The following is a 19,387-nucleotide window of genomic DNA, read 5'->3' as shown; positions in this document are numbered from 1 at the left end:
GTTGACCCATCTCGAATTTTCGAGGTCAAGCCAGAGACGTGGCGAGAACCCGAGAATCGAATCAAAGGTCGTTTTCAACGACCGTTGGTCTCACATCAATCGACCGTCAATTTCGTTCGACAATCTCATCGCCCCGTCCGATCCTGCCTTCCACGTTCACCCGCGAGGACTCGACCCGTGGCCCCCACCCAATCGGCCCTGTCCCGGCGGGCTCCCAAGCCGGGCTTCGCGACGCCGACCGTCGTGGATGCCGCCGCGCTCCCTGAGGCGACGGCCCGCCCGCCCTATCCGTTCTCGGCCATCGTCGGGCAGGAGGCGATGCGGCGTGCGCTTCTGGTCGCGGCGGTGGATCCCACGGTCGGGGGGGTGCTGGTCTTCGGCGATCGCGGCACCGGCAAGTCCACCGCCGTGCGGGCGCTGGCCGCCCTGCTGCCGCCGATGCGGGCCGTGGCGGGCTGCGCCTATTCCTGCGATCCGGTCGCCGCTGCCGCCCTCTGCCCGGCTTGCGCCGCGCGCCGGGGTCAGGGGCTCACCGTCACCACCGTGCCGGTGCCGGTGGTCGACCTGCCGCTCGGCGCCACCGAGGACCGAGTCGTCGGCGCCCTCGATCTCGGCCGGGCGCTCGGCGCCGGCGAGAAGGCGTTCGAGCCGGGGCTGCTCGCCCGCGCCAACCGGGGTTTCCTCTACATCGACGAGGTCAACCTGCTGGAGGATCACCTCGTCGACCTGCTCCTCGACGTGGCGGCCTCCGGGATCAACACCGTCGAGCGCGAGGGCCTGAGCCTGCGCCACCCGGCGCGCTTCGTCCTCGTCGGCAGCGGCAATCCGGAGGAGGGCGAGCTGCGCCCGCAGCTCCTCGACCGCTTCGGCCTCGCCGTCACGGTGACGACGCCGACCGACCTCGCCAGCCGGGTGACGATCGTGCGCCGCCGCGACGCCTATGAGCGCGATCCCGCCGGGTTCGCGGCCGAGTGGGCGGCGGAGGAGGCGCGGCTGGGGCAGGCGATCCTGGCGGCCCGGGCGAGCCTGCCCGGCGTCACCGTGCCGGATGCGGTGCTGGAGGCGGCGGCCCGCCTGTGCCTCGCGCTCGGCACCGACGGGCTGCGCGGAGAACTCACCCTCATGCGGACCGCTCGCGCCGTGGCGAGCCTCGACGGCGCCGCGACCGTGACCATCGACCATCTGCGCGAGGTCGCTCCGAGTTGCCTGAGCCATCGCCTGCGCCGCAACCCCCTCGACGAGGCCGGATCCGAGGCGCGGATCGCCCGCGCCTCGGCCGAGGTCCTCGGGTGAGCGCCGCGACGGAGGCGGTCTGGGGCGACGCCTGCCTGGCGGCGGATCTCGTCGCCCTCGATCCGGCGGGCACCGGCCTCGTGCTGCGCGCCCGCCCCGGCCCGGTGCGGGAAGCCTGGCTCGACCGGCTGCGCCGCGGCCTCCCCGAAGGCGTGACGGTGACCCGCCTGCCGGCCGGCATCGCCGACGACGCGCTCCTCGGCGGCCTCGACCTGCCGGCGACCCTGGCGACCGGCCGTCCGGTGGCGCAGCCGGGCCTGCTGGCCCGCAGCCATGGCGGCGTGATGGTGGTGCCGATGGCCGAACGGCTGAGCCCCGGCACCGCGGCGCGGATCGCGCAAGCGCTCGATGCCGGCCTCGTCGAGGTCGCCCGCGACGGCATCGCGACCCGGCACCCGGCCCGGTTCGGTCTCGTGCTCCTCGACGAAGGGGAGGGCGATGACGAGGCGGTGCCGGCCGGCCTCGCCGACCGGCTTGCGGTTCACCTCGACCTCGACGGCGTGCCGGTGAGTGCCCTCATGGCCGCGCCGCCCCATCCGGCTCTCGCGGCGGCCAGCCTAATGCGACCCGCTCTCCCGCCCGACGCCGCCGACACGCTCTGTGCCCTCGCCCTGCGCCTCGGCATCGCATCCTTGCGCGCGCCGCTCCTGGCCCTGCGGGTGGCACGATGGCACGCGGCCCTGGCTGACCGGGACGCGGTGGACGATTCCGATCTGGCTCGCGCCACCGCCCTGGTGCTCGCCCCCCGGGCGCGCCGCTGGCCGCAGGAGGAGGCGCCTGAAACCCAGGACGACCCGGCCGCGCCGCCGCCGGAGCACGACGAGGCCGGACCCGCCGGTCAGGACGGTGACGAGGACCGCATCCTCGCCGCCGCGGCGGCGAGCCTGCCGCCCGGTCTCCTCGCCCGCCTGCTCGGCGGCGACGGGCCCCGCACGCGCAGCCCGGGCGCCGGCCGCGCGGGTGCCGCCGCCGCGGCGCAGCGCGGCCGTCCGGTCGGCACGCGCCCGGGCGATCCGCGCCGTGGGCGCCTCGCCCTGATCGAGACCCTGCGGGCCGCCGCCCCCTGGCAGCGCCTGCGCCGCGGCGAGGGCCAGGCGCGCCTGCGCATCACCGCCGACGACCTGCGCATCCGCCGCCTGGTCCAGACGCGCGAGACCACCACGATCTTCGCGGTCGACGCCTCCGGCTCGGCCGCGCTCGAACGATTGGCCGAGGCCAAGGGCGCGGTCGAATCGCTGCTCGCCGAGTGCTACGTCCGGCGCGACCGGGTCGCCCTGGTGGCCTTCCGGGGCCGCGGCGCCGACCTGCTGCTCGCCCCCACCCGTTCGCTGGTGCGGGCGAAGCGGGCGCTCGCGTCCCTGCCGGGCGGCGGCGGCACCCCGCTGGCGGCCGGCATCGAGGCGGCGGGACGGCTCGCCGCCACCGAGCGCCGCGCGGGCCGAAGTCCGGTGGTGCTGCTCCTCACCGACGGCCGGGCCAATATCGCCCGCTCCGGTGCGCCCGGCCGGGCGCAGGCGGGAACGGATGCCCTCGCGGCGGCCCGGGCGCTGGCCGCCGAGGGCACGCGCGCCCTGGTGATCGACACCGCCGCCCGCCCGCAGGATTCCGCCCGGGCGCTCGCCGCCGCGATGGCGGCGCGCTACCTCGCCATGCCGCAGGCCGATGCCGCGCGCCTGACGAAGGCGGTGCGCGAGGCGGCCCCCGCATGCTGACCGCCATGGCCCCGACCGACGACCGACCCGCCTTCCCCCGGGAGGGCCGCGACTGGCCAAACCGCGAGGCGAGCCGCTTCGTCGCGGCCGGCGGTCTGACCTGGCACGTGCAGGAGGCGGGCGCAGGACCGGCCCTGCTCCTCGTCCACGGCACCGGCGCGGCGACCCATTCCTGGCGCGGACTCCTGCCGCTGCTCGCCCGCGACTTCCGGGTGATCGCCCCCGACCTGCCGGGCCACGGCTTCACCGATCCGCTGCCGACGCCGTCCCTGCCGCGCATGGCCCGTGCGCTCGCCGACCTGTTGCGCGCCCTCGACGCTCGGCCCGAGATTGCGGTCGGCCATTCCGCAGGCGCCGCGATCCTGGCGCGGCTCTGCCTCGATGGTGCGCTGGCGCCGCGCCTCGTCGTCGGGCTCAACGCGGCGCTCAAGCCCTTTCCGGGCATGGCCGGCTTCATCTTCCCGGCGATGGCCCGCGCCCTGTTCCTCAACCCGGTGACGCCGCGGGTCTTCGCCTGGTCGGCCGACCGGGCGGCGGTGGAGCGCCTGATCCACGGCACCGGCTCGACCCTCGACCGCACCGGCCTCGACCTGTACCGGCGCCTGTTCCAGACCCCGGGCCACGTCGCCGGGGCGCTCGGCATGATGGCGCATTGGGACCTCGTCCCCCTCGACCGCGACCTGTCCCGCCTGGCGGCCCCGCTCCTGCTGATCGTCGGCGGGCAGGACCGCACCATCGCCCCGGACGTGTCCTTCGGCCTCGCCGACCGCCTCGGCAGCCGGGCGCGGGTCGAGCTGCTGCGCGGTCTCGGCCATCTGGCCCACGAGGAGAAGCCGGATCTGGTGGCGGCGTTGATCCGGGCCGGGGCGGAGCGGGAGGATGTTCTGGGCTGAAGGGCCCAGGTCCCGCCGGCCGCGCCGGACGAACCGACCCCCGGCGTATCGACCGGCGCCGGAGGTTCGCGCGAACCGCCGACGCATCGACGGCGAAACGCCTATTCCGCCGCCATCGCCCGCTGCACCACCGGCACCGCCGGGGCGCCCTCCCAGCGGGAATGGGCGGGGATCGTCTCGCCCTTCATCACGATGGTGAGCGGGCGCAGCTGGGCATAGTCGCCGACCTTGGTGTCGTAGAGCACCGTCGCGAAGGCGCCGACGCTGACGCCGCGGCCGACCTCGACCCGGCCGACCTTCATCACCCGGTCCTCGTAGAGATGGGTCTGGAGCGCCGACATCCGGTTGACCGAGGCGAAGTCGCCGATCGTGACGCAGTCGAATTCGGTGATGTCGGTGGCGAGCAGGCACACGCCCTCCCCGGTGCGGGTGCCGAACAGCCGCAGCACCCAGGGCAGGAACGGCGTGCCCATCAGGTGCTCGAGCAGCACCTTGCCGGCCAGGCCCCAATACATCACCGCCACCGCCTCGGTCCGCATCGCCCACCACGACCACATCGGGTGCATGCCGGGCTCGTAGCGGCCCATCAGCAGCCACTTCACGGCGATGACCACCAGGGTCTGCAACACCGCGATCACCACGCTGGTGGCGACGAAGCTGATGGCCAGCCCGCTCCAGTCGCCGGCCAGGATCGCCGGGTAGAACACGAAGTCGATCGCCAGGATGGCGAAGGTGATGAACAGCATCGGCGAGAACGAGGAGGTGAACGCCTCGAACACGCCGCGGCGGATCCGCGGCCAGATCCCGGGCTCGAAGGTCTGGGCCAGGCCGAGATCGACCTTCTGGCGGACCGGCAGCTTGATCGGCGGCGAGCCGAACCAGGTCTCGCCCGGCGCCATGCGGTCGTTGGCCGGCGGCTTCGACTTGATGCCGATCAGGACGTCGTCCGGGATGATGGCGCCGGGCGGCACCACCGCATCGTTGCCGACGAAGACACGGGCGCCGGTTCGGACCGGGGCCAGCTCCATCACGCCGCGGCGCACTTCCTCCTCGCCGTAGACGACCTCGTCGGCGATGAAGTTGCGCGGGCCCACCTCGGCGAGATCGTAGCGGCCCGCGAGGTTGGTGGAGATCTCGGCGCCCTGGCCCATCCCGGCGCCCATCAGCCGGTACCAGGCCCGCATGTAGACGGTGGCGAAGAGCGACGACAGGGTCTCCAGCGTCACCTCGGCGGCGAGCGCCACCGCCCATTTGCGCAGGTAGATGCCGCTATGGATCGAGTAGCTGCCCTCGCGCAGGCGTGGCAGCACCAGCCAGCGGATGCCGGCGATCAGCCCGACCGTGCCGGCGGTCATCAGCATCGCCGTCGGCCAGGTCAGGAGCGGCAGGTAGACGTGGTAATCCACGTCCGTCATCGTCGCCAGCGAATCGCTGATCTGGTCGAAGATGTAGAAGGCCGGGAAGATCGGCAGCAGGCCCACCGCCGGGATCGCCGCCAAGAGGACCGCGTAGATCACGAAGAACGCGGCCCGGCGCTCGCGCGAGACCTCCGGCTCCGGGTGGATGGTCGAGAGATCGACCATGCCGACCTTGCGGCCGGGCGAGCCGTCCCAGGCTTCGGCGCGGCCGACCACGGTGCCCGACGGCACGGTGGTGAGGTCGGCCAGTTCGGCGTGGTCCTCGATGCGGGTGTCGTAGCCGACGACGCAGGAGGTGCCGATGGCGACGTCGTCGCCGATCGAGACCCGGCCGATCACCAGCTCGTTGCCGACCACCTCGGCATTGGCGAGCGTCAGCCGGCCGCCGAGGGAGGCGCCGCGGCCGATGCTGACGAGGTCCGGGGCGCCGATCTCGATGTCGGAGATCAGCGCGTCCTTGCCGATCTTGGCGCCCAAGAGCCGCAGGTAGATGCGGATCATCGGCGAGCCCTGGAGCCACTTGACGTGGACGAGCGGCGTCAGGCGCTGGGTCAGCCACCAGCGGAAGTAATAGGTGCCCCAGAGCGGGTAGCGCCCCGGTTTGGTCCGCCCCAGCACCAGCCATTTCACCGCGATGGCGATCAACGCCGTGACGGCGTTGAGGCCGATATAGACCAGCAGCAGCACCGCCATCTCGGAGAAGAAGCCGAGATCGCCACCGGTGATGAGCAGGTAGGTGACGAAGATGCCGAGCCACTGGGCGGTGGCGAGCGCGATCACGAAGGGCAGCGCGATGGCTTGCGCGAGGCCGCACAGGAAGCGGCGCAGCAGCGGCGGCGGCGCGAACGACAGGTCGTGGGTCGCAGCCGTCGCCCCCGCGCCGCCGGTGCGGGCGACCAGGGCCTCGGACATGGCGCGCAAGCTGCGGCCGTTATAGACGTCCTGGAGGGTGATGGCGGCGAGTGCCGGCACTTCGCGCACCGCCGAGACGAAGCGCGCCGCGAGCAGCGAATGCCCGCCGAGATCGCCGAAGAAATCGGCCTCGAACGAGATCGGCTGGTTGCCGAACACCTTGTGGGCGGCGGCGAGAAGCGCGGCCTCGGTCTCGTCGCGCGGCTCCTCCTGCTCGCCCGAGGTCTCGACCACGGCGAGCGGCCGGGCCCGCAGGGCCTTGCGGTCGACCTTGCCGGAGGCGGCGAGAACCGGGAGGCTCTCCACCGCCTCGAAATGCGCCGGGATCATGTAGGGCGGCATCGTCTCGGCGAGCGCCGCCCGCAGCCGCCCGCGGTCGAACTCCCCCCCGCGCGCGTTTCCTGTTTGGGAAGCGCTGCCGCGCTCCGGCACCACGAAGGCCACGAGCCGGTCGACGCCGTCATCCTGGCGCAGGACCACCGCCGCCGAGGCGATGCCGGGCTGCACCTGGATGCGGGACTCGATCTCGCCGAGCTCGACCCGGAAGCCGCGCACCTTCACCTGGTCGTCGATGCGGCCGTGGAAGACGATGCGGCCGGCCGAATCGAGCGAGACCGCGTCGCCGGAGCGGTAGAGCACCGGGTCCGAGCCGTCGCCGCCATAGGGGTTGGCGACGAATTTGTCCGCCGTCAGCTCCGGCCGGGCGAGATAGCCCGTGGCGACGCCAGGGCCGCCGATCAGCAACTCGCCCTGCACGCCCGGTCCGACGAGGGTCAGCGCCTCGTCGGCGATATAGGCGGTGTAGTTGGCGATCGGCCCGCCGATCGTGACCGGATCGCCCGGCTTCATCTCGGCGGCGGTCGCCACCACCGTCGCCTCGGTCGGCCCATAGGTGTTGAACAGCTTGCGCGAGCCGTTCGCCCAGCGGGCGATCAGCGGCTCGGGCAGCGCCTCGCCGCCGAGCAGGATCAGCCGTAAGGCCGGCACGTCCTTGGTCATCAGCCCGAGCAAGGTCGGCACCGTGTCGAGAACGGTGATGCCGGCCTCGATCAGGATGTCGGGCAGGGCCTCGGCGTCGCCCATCTGGGCCGGGCTCGCCACGAACAGGGTCGCGCCGGCCAGATACGGAACCCAGATCTCCTCCATCGAGAGATCGAAGGCGACCGAGGCGCCCTGGAACACCACGTCGTCGCCGGTAACACCGTAGAGGTCGTTGGCCGAACGCAGGAAATGGCAGATGTTGCGGTGGCTGATGACGATGCCCTTGGGCACGCCGGTCGAGCCCGAGGTATAGATCAGGTAGGCCGGATGCTCCGGCGTGAGGCCGGCGGCGCGCAGGTCCGGGGCCGGGCCGTTCGCGGCCGCTGCAATCTCGTCCGGGGTCAGGGCCGGGCAGGCGTCGGCGGGGGCTTTGGCCTTCAGCGCCGCCGAGGTCATCAGCGCCTTGGCGTCGGCATCCTTCAGGCAGACCGCGACCCGGTCGGATGGCGCCTCGGCGTCGAAGGGCAGCCAGGCGGCGCCGGCCTTGGTGATGCCGATCTGCGCCACCAAGAGGTCGGGCGAGCGCGCCATCCACAGGCCGACCACGTCGCCGGGCCCGATCCCTCGCGCCGCGAGGCCCGCGGCGATCGCGTCCGAGCGCCGGTCGACCTCGGCATAGGACAGGCGGGTGCGCGAGGCCGAGTTGGTGCCGCTCGCCGCGTCGATCAGCGCCGTATGGTCGGGGCGGGCCCGGGCGGTCTCGCGAAAGATCTCGGCCAGCACCTCGTCGCGGATGAGGTCCGGCCGCACGGGGCCGCGGAGCACCGCCGCGCCTGCGGGCGCAACGGCCGGCTGGCGCGTCCCGGGGCTGGGCGTGCGGACGGTCCCGGGGATGTGGTTCATCAAGCGACTCCGCTGGCCCGGGCGGGCCGTTGACGTCGAGGCACCGGTCCGACCCGGTCTCTCGTGCAGCGTTCGTCCCGATCACGGGCAGGCGGGAGGTGGACGAGAACCGGGGCCGGTTCAAGGCATGCCGGGTGACAAAACGCGGGGGGTCAGGCCCAGCGCCGCGTGCCGGCCTCGAAGACCAGGATCCGGCCTTGCAGGATCTCCAGATGGGGCGCCTCCTCGGTCGAGGCCGTCCCCAGGGCCACCATCGCGGCGCGGGCGACGCCGCCATGGGCCACGATCACCGTCGGGCGGTCGAGGGCGTCGAGGACCGGGCGCACCCGCGCGGCCACCATGGCATAGCTCTCCGCACCCTCGCCCGGTGGGCAGAAGCCCCAGCGGTCGCGGTCCCGTGCCTGGGACCGGGCGGGGTCCGAGCGCCGGACATCCTTCCAGGTCAGGCCCTCCCAGGCGCCGAAGCCGATCTCGCGCAGGCGCGGATCGATCGTGTAGCCGGCGGGATCGAGCCCGAGCGCCCGGCGCAGCCCCTCCATCGTGTGCCGGGTCCGCTCCATCGGGCTCGCGAGATAGGGCAGTGTGCCGACGGCCTCGCCGAGGAGACCGCGCAGGCGCTCGCCCGCCTCCGCCGCCTGTGCGAGCCCCTTGCGGTTGAGCGGCGTGTCGCGCTGTCCCTGAAGGCGGCCCTCGGCGTTCCAATCGGTCTCGCCGTGGCGCACGAAGTAGAGCGGCGCTCGGCTCACCGGTCGGTCCTCTCGGAACGGCCCCGCTGGGCCGTCGTTGATCTCGTCACGATCCGTCGCACGCCACTGTCCCCGCCGGAGTCCCCACTTCCCGATGTCGAAGAAGAACCCGAAAGACAAGCCGGTTTCGTTTCCCGGCCATCCGCGCCCGTCCTCCGCCGCCTGGGCGAGCGACGCCGGATCGCTGGCCGCGGCGAGCCCGGGCTTCCTCGCCGAGCACGGCGCGACGATCCCGGTGCCGCCGCCGGGGGTCGTCCAGTCCCGCCCCGAGGCGCCGTGCCGGCTCGCCGAGATCGACCCGGACGCGCCGGGCTCCTCCGACGGCAAGGCCGCCGCCGAGGCGGAGCTGGTGGAGGTGCGCGCCCGCATCCAGGCACTCCAGGAGCGGCTCTATGCCGAGCGCCGGCGCAGCCTGCTGGTGGTGCTCCAGGCGATCGATACCGGCGGCAAGGACGGGACGATCCGCCACGTCTTCGAGGGCGTGAACCCGCAAGGGTGCCGGGTCTCGTCGTTCAAGACCCCGAGCCCGGAGGAGCTCGACCACGATTTCCTGTGGCGCTACCACCGCGAGGTGCCGGCCCGCGGCCTGATCGGGGTGTTCAACCGCAGCCATTACGAGGACGTGCTGATCGTCCGGGTGAAGGAACTGGTGCCCGAGGCGCTCTGGCGCCCGCGCTACGATCTCATCAACGATTTCGAGCGCCTCCTCACCCTCTCGGGCACCACGGTGCTCAAGATCTTCCTGCACATCTCGAAGGCGGAGCAGAAGCAACGGCTCGAGGCCCGGCTCGCCGACCCGACCAAGACCTGGAAGTTCGACCCCGCCGACCTCGTCGAGCGGCAGGCGTGGGATTCCTACCAGGCGGCGTTCCAGGACGCGCTGACGCTCTGCGGCACGCGGCTCGCGCCCTGGCACGTGGTGCCGGCAAACCGCAAGTGGTTCCGCAACCTCGCGGTGGCCCGGCTGATCGCCGGCACCCTGGAGGCGATGGACCCGCGCTACCCGGAGCCGAACGTGGATCTGAGCGGGATCACGGTGCCGGATTGAGACCGGTCCTCCGGCCATGAAGCGCATCGGCGAGGTGCCGCCCGCCGTGTCGGTCCGGGGCCGCGTAGCGGAGCCCGGGATGACGCGGAGGGTCGGAGATCTGCCGCGGGATGGCAGATCCCGATCCGCTACGCCGCCTCGTCCCGCTTGCCCAGCCGCTTGTCGAGGTAGGTATCGACCGTCTGGGTCAGCTCCTCGACCTTGCCGTCGAAGAAGTGGTTGGCGCCGTCGACGATCTGGTGCTCGATGATGACCCCCTTCTGGGTCTTCACCTTCTCGATCACCGGCATCACCTCGCGGGCCGGCGCGACCCGGTCCTCGGAGCCGTGCACGAACAGGCCGGAGGAGGGGCAGGGGGCGAGGAAGCTGAAATCGTAGCGGTTGGCCATCGCGGCGATCGAGATGAAGCCCTCGATCTCGGGGCGGCGCATCAGGAGCTGCATGCCGATCCAGGAGCCGAACGACACCCCGGCGATCCAGCAGGCCCGCGCCTCGGGATTGACTGCCTGGACCCAGTCGAGGGCGGCCGCCGCATCCGACAACTCGCCGACGCCGTGATCGAACGAGCCCTGGCTGCGGCCGACGCCGCGGAAGTTGAAGCGCAGGGCCGCGAAGCCGCGATTCGCGAACGTGTAGAAGAGATTGTACACGATCTGGTTGTTCATCGTGCCGCCGAATTGCGGGTGCGGATGCAGCACGATGGCGATTGGTGCGCCCCGTTGCTTCGGCGCCTGGTAGCGCCCTTCCAGCCGACCGGCGGGACCGGCGAAGATGACCTCGGGCATGAACCACCTCTTTCAGGCTTCAAGGGTGCGTGCGGCTTTCAAGCGTGCGCGACTGCGGCGCAGAGGCGAATCGGGAGCCCGAGCCGGAACCTTGACTCGGGTCCCGTCTCCCATAAAAGCACCCTTAGAACTGTTCTAGGTACCTAGAACAGTTCTAAAGAGCAGGTGCTGCGATCCCGCGCCTCGAGCCGGCGAGCACTCACCGTCCGATCATAGTTGTGTCCGGGGGCGGGCCTTAGCACGGCCCCCGGGGGGAAAGGCAAAGGAATTCAGCGCATGGAGCGCGCGCGCGCCTACCTCGACCACAACGCGACCTCGCCCGTGCGGCCCGAGGTGGCGGAGGCGGTCGCGCATGCGCTCGTCGCTCTGCCCGGCAACCCGTCCTCAGTCCATCGCGAGGGGAGGGCGGCGCGGTCCGCCGTCGAGGCGGCGCGGGCCAAGGTTGCGTCCCTCGTCGGGGCGGCGCCATCGCGGGTGGTGTTCACCAGCGGCGGGACCGAGGCGGCGAACGCCGTCCTGTCGGGCGCTCTCCGCCGGCGCGGCCTGGCGGCTCCGAGCCGGCTCCTCATCGGTGCGACCGAGCACCCTTGCGGCCTGCATGGGCATCGCTTCCCCACCGAGGCCGTCGAGGTTCTGCCGGTCGATGCCGACGGAATCGTGCGCCTCGACGTGCTGGAGGAACGGCTCGCCATCCTCGCCGCCGAGGGTGTCGTGGCCCTGGTGTCGGTGCAGGCGGCCAACAACGAGACCGGCGTCATCCAGCCCTTGGCGAGGATTGCGGCGCTCGCATGCCAGCACGGCGCCCTCGTCCACAGCGATGCGGTCCAGGCCGCTGGACGAATATCCATTGCGCGCAATATATTCAGTGCCGACGCCGTGACCCTGTCGGGGCACAAGCTCGGCGCGCCGAAGGGCGTCGGCGCGATCGTGCTCGGGGAGGGGGCGACTCTGGAGCCTGCTTTCCTGGCTGGTGGCGGGCAGGAGGGGCGGCTGCGGGCCGGGACCGAGAATGTGCCGGGCATCGCCGGATTCGGGGTCGCCGCCGAGCAGGCGCTGGCGGCGATGCCGGCGGAGTCCCTGCGCCTCGCCTCTCTGCGCGACGCGATCGAGGCCGGCCTGCGGGCGCGGGCACCCGATGCGGTGGTGTTCGGGACGGGAGCCGAGCGACTGCCGAATACGATCTGCGTCGCGGTGCCGGGGCTCAAGGCCGAGACGGCCCTGATCGCCCTCGATCTCGACGGCGTGGCGGTCTCGTCCGGGGCGGCCTGCGCCTCGGGCAAGGTGTCGCGCTCCGGCGTGCTCGCGGCGATGGGGGTCGATTCCGCCCTGTCCGCGGGGGCGCTGCGCGTGAGTTTGGGCTGGAGCAGCCGGCAGGAGGACGGGGAAAGGTTCCTCGCGGCCTTCGATCGGCTGGTTTCGTCCCTATATAAGCGCCGGGAACGGGCCGCATGAGCATGCAGCCCCTTCCGGCCGTGTCATCACCTCGCGGCCCTTGAAGCCGTCAGCGGTAGGAGACGGGTATGCCTGCAGTGCAGGAGACGGTCGATCGCGTCCGCGCCATCGATGTCGATCAGTACAAGTACGGGTTCGAGACCACGATCGAGATGGAGAAGTCCGAGAAGGGCCTCTCCGAGGACGTGATCCGCTTCATCTCGGCCAAGAAGGACGAGCCGGAGTGGATGCTCGAGTGGCGCCTCGACGCCTATCGCCGCTGGCTCACCATGAAGGAGCCGAACTGGGCGCGGGTCGAGTACGACACGATCAACTACAACGAGCTGTATTACTACGCTGCGCCGAAGCGCAAGGCGGCGCAGTCGCTCGACGAGATCGATCCCGAGATCCTGAAGACCTACGAGAAGCTCGGCATCCCGCTGCGCGAGGTCGAGCTGCTGGAGGGCATCGCCCCCGAGCGTCGCGTCGCGGTCGATGCGGTGTTCGATTCGGTCTCGGTCGCCACCACCTTCAAGGCCGAACTCGCCAAGGCCGGCGTCATCTTCATGCCGATCTCGGAGGCCCTGCGCGAGCACCCCGAGCTGGTGCGGAAGTACCTCGGCTCGGTCGTGCCGGTTACCGACAACTTCTTCGCGACGCTGAATTCGGCGGTCTTCTCCGACGGCTCGTTCGTCTACATCCCGCCGGGCGTGCGCTGCCCGATGGAGCTGTCGACCTATTTCCGCATCAACGAGCGTGACACCGGCCAGTTCGAACGCACGCTGATCATCGCCGACAAGGGCTCCTACGTCTCGTATCTCGAGGGCTGCACCGCCCCGCGCCGCGACGACAACCAGCTCCACGCCGCGGTGGTCGAGCTCGTCGCCCTCGACGATGCCGAGATCAAGTACTCGACGGTGCAGAACTGGTACCCGGGCGATTCGCAAGGCCGCGGCGGCATCTACAACTTCGTCACCAAGCGCGGCGATTGCCGCGGCGCGAACTCGAAGATCTCGTGGACGCAGGTCGAGACCGGCTCGGCGATCACCTGGAAGTACCCGTCCTGCATCCTGCGCGGCGACAACTCTCGGGGCGAGTTCTACTCGATCGCGGTGTCGAACGGCATGCAGCAGGTCGATTCCGGCACCAAGATGATCCATCTCGGCAAGAACACGACGAGCCGGATCATCTCGAAGGGCATCTCGGCCGGCCGGTCGCAGAACACCTATCGCGGCCTCGTCTCGGCGCACAAGAAGGCCAAGGGCGCGCGCAACTTCACCAATTGCGACTCGCTGCTGATCGGCGACCAGTGCGGCGCGCATACCGTGCCCTACATCGAGTCGAAGACCGCCTCGGCGGTTTTCGAGCACGAGGCCACCACCTCGAAGATCTCCGAGGACCAGAAGTTCTACTGCCAGCAGCGCGGCCTCTCCGAGGAGGAGGCGACTGCGCTGATCGTCAACGGCTTCGTCCGCGACGTGCTGCAACAGCTGCCGATGGAGTTCGCCGTCGAGGCCCAGAAGCTGATCTCGATCAGCCTGGAAGGCTCGGTGGGCTGACGCCATGGCCGAGCCGGACAACATCGTACTGGAGCATCTGCGGGCGATACGGATCGACATCTCCGGGATTAAGGACGACATGCGCGGCTTAAGAGCCGAGATGACGTCGATCCGTCAGCATCTCGCAGGTGTTGTGACGCTTCAAGAGTTCGATCATGGCGATATCGCCACGATCAAGCACCGGCTCGACCGTATCGAACGGCGGCTCGAACTCGTCGACTGATCCGATTTCAATGACGTGCCGACCGGCGGTCACCCTGCGGGATGACCGACCGGCCCGACAGGACTCATCACCATGCTCGAAATCAAAAACCTGGTCGTCAACATCGAGGACAAGCGCATCCTCAACGGCCTGAGCCTGACCGTCAACGACGGCGAGGTTGCCGCCATCATGGGGCCGAACGGCTCCGGCAAGTCGACCCTGTCCTACGTCATCGCTGGCAAGGAAGATTATGAAGTCCTCGACGGCGAGATCCTGCTCGACGGCGAGAACATCCTGGAGATGGAGGCGGATGCCCGCGCCGCCGCCGGCATCTTCCTGGCCTTCCAGTACCCGCTGGAGATCCCGGGCGTCGGCACCATGACCTTCCTCAAGGCGGCGATGAACGCCCAGCGCAAGACCCGCGGCGAGGAGGAACTCTCCACCCCCGACTTCATGCGCCAGGTCTTCGCGGCCGCCGACAAGCTCGAGATCAACCGCGAGATGCTCAAGCGCGCCCTCAATGTCGGGTTCTCCGGCGGCGAGAAGAAGCGCATGGAGATCCTCCAGATGGCGCTCCTGTCGCCGCGCTTCTGCGTCCTCGACGAGACCGATTCCGGCCTCGACATCGACGCTTTGCGCATCGTCTCGGAGGGCGTGAATGCGCTGCGTGCGAAAGACCGCAGCTTCCTGGTCATCACCCACTACCAGCGCCTGCTCAACCACATCGTGCCCGACACCGTCCACGTGATGGCGCAGGGCCGGGTGGTGAAGTCCGGGGGGAAGGAACTCGCGCTCGAACTCGAAGCGTCGGGCTACGCCGAGTACCGGACGAACGAGGCCGCGTGATCATGGCCGACGTCACGACCCTCCGCACCGCCGCCGAGACCGGGCTGTCGAAGCTGTTCGAGGTCCAGCGGCTCAAGCTCCCGGGGGCGGCCATCGCCCGCGAGGAGGCGTTTCGCTATTTCGAGGCGGCGGGCCTGCCGCATCGCCGCGTCGAAGCGTTCAAGTACACCGACCTGCGCGCCGCGCTCCGCGAGGCCGCGCCGCCGGCCGAGGCGCCCGAGCCTGAGACCGCCCGCAACGCCGTCAAGGCGGCCCGGGGCTTCGCCGGGATCGAGGCCGCGCGTCTCACCTTCGTTAACGGCCACCTCGTCGCCGCGCTCTCCGACCTTGTCGGTCTGCCGGACGGCCTTGAAGTGGTGCCCTTCGCCCGTGCCATGGCCGAGGGCCACCCGCTCCTCGACCAACTCGCCCCGGTCGAGCAGACCCGCGAGAACCCGATCTACCAGCTCAACGCCGCCTTCATGGCGGACGGGGCGGTGATCCGGGTCGCGGCCGGCGCCAAGATCGAGCGGGCTTTGCACCTGCGCTTCGTCGGCACCGGCACCGCGCCGTTCTCGACCGCGACCCGCGTGCTGGTCGTGGCCGGCGAGGACTCCGAGGTGACGCTGCTGGAGAGCCACGAAGGCCCGGACGGGATCGCCTACCAGCCCAACGACGTCCTCGACGTCGTGGTCGGCGACCGCGCCCGCGTGCTGCACAGCCGGCTCAACCTCGAAGGCGATGCGGCGGTCGCGCTCTCGACCGTCTCGGCCCGCCTGGGCGCCGGCTCGCATATCGAGACGGTCAACGTGGTGACCGGGGCGGTGTTGTCGCGCCACCAGCTCTACCTGCATTTCGCAGGGAACGACGCGACCGCCACCGTCAACGGCGCCGCGATGATCCGCGACGGCCAGCTCGCCGACTCGACCCTGCTCGCCGACCACGCGGCGCTCGGCGGCATCAGCCGCGAGCAGTTCAAGACGGTGATCGACGGCGATGCCACCGGCGTGTTCCAGGGCAAGATCATCGTCCGCCAGGTCGCCCAGAAGACCGACGGCAAGATGAAGTCCGACTGCCTTCTCCTCACCGACGAGGGGCAGATGATGAACAAGCCGGAGCTGGAGATCTTCGCCGACGACGTGGCCTGCGGCCACGGCGCCACCTGCGGCGCGCCGGACGACGACCTGCTGTTCTACCTCATGGCCCGCGGCCTGCCGCGGCCTCAGGCCGAGAGCCTGCTGGTCCAGGCGTTCCTCGGCGAGGCGATCGAGGCGGTCACCCACGAGGGCGCCCGCGCCGCGATGATCGCCGAGACCGAGGCTTGGCTCGCACGTCGCGGCTGAGACCGCGCGGCTAACCACGGATCGGGCCGGCCCACGGGCCGGCCCCTCTCACGTCCCGCACGAGAGCCCGACATGAACGCACCCGTCCTCCAGACCCCCTACGACGTCGAGGCGATCCGGGCGCAATTCCCGATCCTGTCGCAGCAGGTCTACGGCAAGCCGCTGGTCTATCTCGACAACGCCGCCTCGGCGCAGAAGCCGCGGGCGGTGATCGACGCGATGTCGGGCGCGATGGAGACGGCCTACGCCAACGTGCATCGCGGCCTGCACTTCATGGCGAACGCGGCGACGGACGGCTTCGAGGGCGCGCGCGAGACGACGCGCCAGTTCCTCAACGCCCGCTCCACCGACGAGATCATCTTCACCCGCAACGCCACCGAGGCCTACAACCTCGTGGCGACCTGCATGGGCTGGGCCGGGCTGATCGGCGAGGGTGACGAGATCATCCTGTCGATCATGGAGCACCATTCCAACATCGTGCCCTGGCACTTCCTGCGCGAGCGCCGCGGCGCCGTGCTGAAATTCGCGCCCGTCGACGACGAGGGCAATTTTTTGGTCGAGGAGTTCGAGAAGCTGTTCTCGCCCAAGACCAAGATGGTGGCGATCAGCCACATGTCGAACGTCCTCGGCACCATCACCCCGGCGGAGGAGATCGTCCGCATCGCCCACGCCCACGGCGTGCCGGTGCTGCTCGACGGGGCGCAGAGCGCGGTGCACCAGGCGATCGACGTCCAGGCCCTCGATTGCGACTTCTTCGTCTTCACCGGCCACAAGGTCTACGGTCCGACCGGCATCGGCGTGCTCTACGGCAAGAAGGAGTGGCTGGAGCGGCTGCCCCCTTACCAGGGCGGGGGCGAGATGATCGAGATCGTCGAGGAGGAGCGGGTCACTTACAACGCGCCGCCGCACCGCTTCGAGGCCGGCACCCCGGCGATCATCGAGGCGATCGGGCTCGGCGCGGCGCTCGAATTCATGATGAGCCTCGGCCGCGAGCGCATCGCCGCCCACGAGGCGCATCTCCTCGCCTACGCGCAGGAGCGCCTGCGCGGCATGAACAGCCTGCGGATCATCGGCACGGCCAGGACCAAGGGCGCGGTGATCGCCTTCGAGATGAAGGGGGCCCATGCCCACGACGTCGCGACGGTGATCGACCGCCAGGGCGTCGCGGTTCGCGCCGGCACCCACTGCGCCATGCCGCTGCTGAAGCGGTTCGGTGCCACTTCCACCTGTCGCGCCTCGTTCGGCCTGTATAATACGACGGCGGAGATCGACGCTCTCGTGGCAGCCCTGACCCGGGCCGAACGGATGTTCGCGTGAGGAACCCCGCATGACCGAGACCCCTGCCGCGAGCGGCGTCCATTCCCCGCAGGTGAGCGCCTCGACGATCCCGCCCGAGGAACTCGACCGGCTGACCGACGGCATCGTGGCGGCGCTGAAATCCGTCTACGATCCGGAGATCCCGGCCGACATCTACGAGCTCGGCCTGATCTACCGGGTCGACATCGCCGACGACCGCACCGTCGCCATCGACATGACGCTCACCGCCCCGGGCTGCCCGGTGGCCGGCGAGATGCCGGGCTGGGTCGAGAACGCCGTCTCGGCGGTGCCGGGCGTCGCCGGGTGCAGCGTCACGATGGTGTTCGACCCGCCATGGGACCAGAGCCGGATGTCCGACGAGGCCCGCATCGCGCTCGACATGTGGTGAGCCGGGTCAGCGCATCGCGTCGGTGATGCGGGGCGGGAAGACGAGCCCGTCATAGATCTCGGCCAGAGCCAGGCTCGCGCCGATCTCCGGCAGGGCGATCACCGCCTCGAGTCCCTCGAACAGCTCCGGCTGCCAGCCCTCCGCCTCGCGGCGGTAGAGGAGGGCGACCGGTGCGACGGTCTCGAGGAGCAGGATATAGTGGAGGGTCGGATGGCGCTTGTACTCCTCCAGCTTCACGGTCCGGTCGACCGCGGTGGTGGAGGGGGAGGCGACCTCGACGACGAGGCGCGGCTCGCGGGCCTCGTGGGTGTCGTAGACCATCTCGCCGCATTCGACCGTGACGTCGGGCCGGCGGATCGTCGTGATGCTGGTCCGCAGCGAGACGTCGTCGGTCGTCGGGCGGCAGCGTGAGCCGCGAAGCTGGTTGCCCAAGGTAATGATGACGTTCACCGTCACCCGGTCGTGCTGGACGCTCGCCCCGGTCATCATCCGGTGCTTCGGGACCGGAACGCCGTCGACCAGCTCGAACGGCTCGTCCTGGCCCTCCTGCCAGCGAAAGAACTCCTCCGGCGTCATCCGCCGCCGCGCCGCATCCGCCATCGCCGCCTCCGTCGCATCTCCCATTCTAGCACGCCCCGCGGTGGACCGCGGGCGCCGGGATGCTTATCTTCGGAACCGTATCGTCACGCCTCAACCGCCCGGGCCTTGAACCCGGCCGTCGGAGAGAGTTTTCACAATGGCACCGAGCTTCAAGGTGATGTCGCTGACCGAGGCTGCCGCCGAACGGATCAAGCGCATCATGGCCGACGCGGAACGCCCCATCGCGGGCCTGCGCGTCGGGGTCAAGAACGGCGGCTGCGCCGGGATGAGCTACACGATGGAATATGCCGAGGAGCGCAAGGCCGGCGAGGACGTGGTCGAGGACAAGGGCGTGCGCGTCTTCATCGACCCGAAGGCGGTCCTGTTCCTGCTCGGCACCGAGATGGATTTCCAGACCACGAAGCTGTCGTCGCAGTTCGTGTTCAACAACCCCAACCAGACCTCGGCCTGTGGTTGCGGCGAATCGGTCGCGATCACGCCCGCCAATCCTGAAGCCCTGACGGCGGCCCACGCCTGACGACGCGCGCCTCAGGGCGCGCCAGCCTCCGTCGGCTCACGAGGGCAGCGAGGAGGGCCCGGGGATCGTCGACATGGCATCGTCGCCCTTCGCGATCAGGCGACGTCGTGCATGGTCCCGGGCGGCACGCTGTCGTCGATCACCTGGTTGCGGCCCGCCCGCTTGGCGGTGAACATGCAGTGGTCGGCGCGCTCCAGCAGCGACACCGCGGTGTCGCCGCGCCGGAATGCCGCGAGGCCGACCGAAATCGTGATCCGCCCCAGGCTCTCGCCGGTGGACCGCTTCACCAGCTCGCGGCCCATCACGCTCGTGCGGACTCTCTCGGCGACCTCCCGCGCTTCATCCCGCTCGGTGCCCGGCAGGATGATGCCGAATTCCTCGCCGCCGAACCGCGCGATGGTCGTCCGCGGTTCGACGCACTCGCGCATGGTCATCGCCACCAGCCGCAGCACCTGATCGCCCGTGAGGTGGCCGTAGAGGTCGTTGAAGCGCTTGAAGTGGTCGATGTCGAGCA

Annotated in this window: 17 protein-coding genes; 12 read left to right on the top strand and 5 right to left on the bottom strand. The window is 70.6% G+C overall.

Features of this window, described 5'->3' with window-relative positions:
* Positions 1-243 precede the first annotated feature (243 nt).
* From bchI to bchO, 3 genes are read left to right on the top strand one after another with little or no spacing between them, the layout of a single operon-like run.
* Positions 244-1,293 (top strand): magnesium chelatase ATPase subunit I, encoded by a 1,050-nt coding sequence (gene bchI, locus VP06_RS32090; RefSeq protein WP_280950265.1) that lies wholly within the window; start codon positions 244-246, stop codon positions 1,291-1,293.
* On the top strand, positions 1,290-3,005 hold the full coding sequence (locus tag VP06_RS32085; protein ID WP_048467879.1) for a magnesium chelatase subunit D: 1,716 nt from the start codon (positions 1,290-1,292) through the stop codon (positions 3,003-3,005). Before bchI ends, VP06_RS32085 begins: the two co-directional genes overlap by 4 nt.
* Positions 2,999-3,898, top strand: a complete 900-nt coding sequence (gene bchO / locus VP06_RS32080) for an alpha/beta fold hydrolase BchO (protein WP_048467878.1) — start codon at positions 2,999-3,001, stop codon at positions 3,896-3,898. The genes VP06_RS32085 and bchO overlap by 7 nt, the downstream gene beginning before the upstream one ends.
* 101 nt (positions 3,899-3,999) lie before the next feature.
* Here bchO and VP06_RS32075 read toward each other — a convergent pair whose 3' ends face one another.
* Positions 4,000-8,112: a Pls/PosA family non-ribosomal peptide synthetase gene (locus VP06_RS32075; protein ID WP_082167748.1), complete on the bottom strand. Its 4,113-nt coding sequence runs from the start codon at positions 8,110-8,112 to the stop codon at positions 4,000-4,002.
* A 152-nt stretch (positions 8,113-8,264) separates the two neighbouring features.
* A complete protein-coding gene (locus tag VP06_RS32070) occupies positions 8,265-8,858 on the bottom strand; it encodes a histidine phosphatase family protein (protein ID WP_048467877.1) in 594 nt (197 codons plus the stop codon).
* A 94-nt stretch (positions 8,859-8,952) separates the two neighbouring features.
* On the opposite strand from VP06_RS32070, the gene VP06_RS32065 reads away from it, so the two are divergent.
* Entirely contained in the window at positions 8,953-9,906 is a 954-nt protein-coding gene (locus VP06_RS32065; RefSeq protein WP_048467876.1) for a polyphosphate kinase 2 family protein, read from the top strand.
* 128 nt (positions 9,907-10,034) lie between these two features.
* On the opposite strand, the gene VP06_RS32060 is transcribed toward VP06_RS32065, so the two are convergent.
* Positions 10,035-10,691, bottom strand: coding sequence for an alpha/beta hydrolase (locus VP06_RS32060; protein WP_048467875.1), 657 nt, complete (start codon positions 10,689-10,691; stop codon positions 10,035-10,037).
* A gap of 276 nt (positions 10,692-10,967) precedes the next feature.
* Here VP06_RS32060 and VP06_RS32055 point away from each other — a divergent pair, with 276 nt between their 5' ends.
* From VP06_RS32055 to VP06_RS32025, 7 genes are all read left to right on the top strand, one after another.
* Positions 10,968-12,143 (top strand): cysteine desulfurase family protein, encoded by a 1,176-nt coding sequence (locus VP06_RS32055; RefSeq protein ID WP_048467874.1) that lies wholly within the window; start codon positions 10,968-10,970, stop codon positions 12,141-12,143.
* Between the two features lie 68 nt (positions 12,144-12,211).
* Positions 12,212-13,681: a Fe-S cluster assembly protein SufB gene (gene sufB, locus VP06_RS32050; RefSeq protein WP_048467873.1), complete on the top strand. Its 1,470-nt coding sequence runs from the start codon at positions 12,212-12,214 to the stop codon at positions 13,679-13,681.
* Positions 13,682-13,685: 4 nt separating this feature from the next.
* On the top strand, positions 13,686-13,904 hold the full coding sequence (locus tag VP06_RS32045; RefSeq protein WP_048467872.1) for a hypothetical protein: 219 nt from the start codon (positions 13,686-13,688) through the stop codon (positions 13,902-13,904).
* 72 nt (positions 13,905-13,976) lie between these two features.
* Entirely contained in the window at positions 13,977-14,729 is a 753-nt protein-coding gene (gene sufC / locus VP06_RS32040) for a Fe-S cluster assembly ATPase SufC (protein ID WP_048467871.1), read from the top strand.
* Between the two features lie 2 nt (positions 14,730-14,731).
* Positions 14,732-16,051 (top strand): SufB/SufD family protein, encoded by a 1,320-nt coding sequence (locus VP06_RS32035; RefSeq protein WP_048467870.1) that lies wholly within the window; start codon positions 14,732-14,734, stop codon positions 16,049-16,051.
* A gap of 72 nt (positions 16,052-16,123) precedes the next feature.
* A complete protein-coding gene (locus tag VP06_RS32030; RefSeq protein WP_048467869.1) occupies positions 16,124-17,368 on the top strand; it encodes a cysteine desulfurase in 1,245 nt (414 codons plus the stop codon).
* A 10-nt stretch (positions 17,369-17,378) separates the two neighbouring features.
* Entirely contained in the window at positions 17,379-17,756 is a 378-nt protein-coding gene (locus VP06_RS32025) for an SUF system Fe-S cluster assembly protein (protein ID WP_048467868.1), read from the top strand.
* A 6-nt stretch (positions 17,757-17,762) separates the two neighbouring features.
* Here VP06_RS32025 and VP06_RS32020 read toward each other — a convergent pair whose 3' ends face one another.
* The gene (locus tag VP06_RS32020; RefSeq protein ID WP_245291397.1) at positions 17,763-18,380 is read right to left on the bottom strand and encodes a Uma2 family endonuclease; all 618 of its coding nucleotides are present in this window, start codon (positions 18,378-18,380) and stop codon (positions 17,763-17,765) included.
* A 112-nt stretch (positions 18,381-18,492) separates the two neighbouring features.
* Between VP06_RS32020 and sufA the strand changes: the two genes are divergently transcribed.
* The gene (sufA, locus tag VP06_RS32015) at positions 18,493-18,873 is read left to right on the top strand and encodes a Fe-S cluster assembly scaffold SufA (protein WP_048467866.1); all 381 of its coding nucleotides are present in this window, start codon (positions 18,493-18,495) and stop codon (positions 18,871-18,873) included.
* Between the two features lie 95 nt (positions 18,874-18,968).
* On the opposite strand, the gene VP06_RS32010 is transcribed toward sufA, so the two are convergent.
* A partial coding sequence (locus tag VP06_RS32010; RefSeq protein ID WP_048467865.1) for a GGDEF domain-containing protein occupies positions 18,969-19,387 on the bottom strand: 419 nt, incomplete at its 5' end.

The sequence above is a fragment of the Methylobacterium aquaticum genome, from assembly GCF_001043915.1.
Lineage (GTDB): Bacteria > Pseudomonadota > Alphaproteobacteria > Rhizobiales > Beijerinckiaceae > Methylobacterium > Methylobacterium aquaticum.
This window is presented reverse-complemented; position numbering and strand designations above follow the sequence as displayed.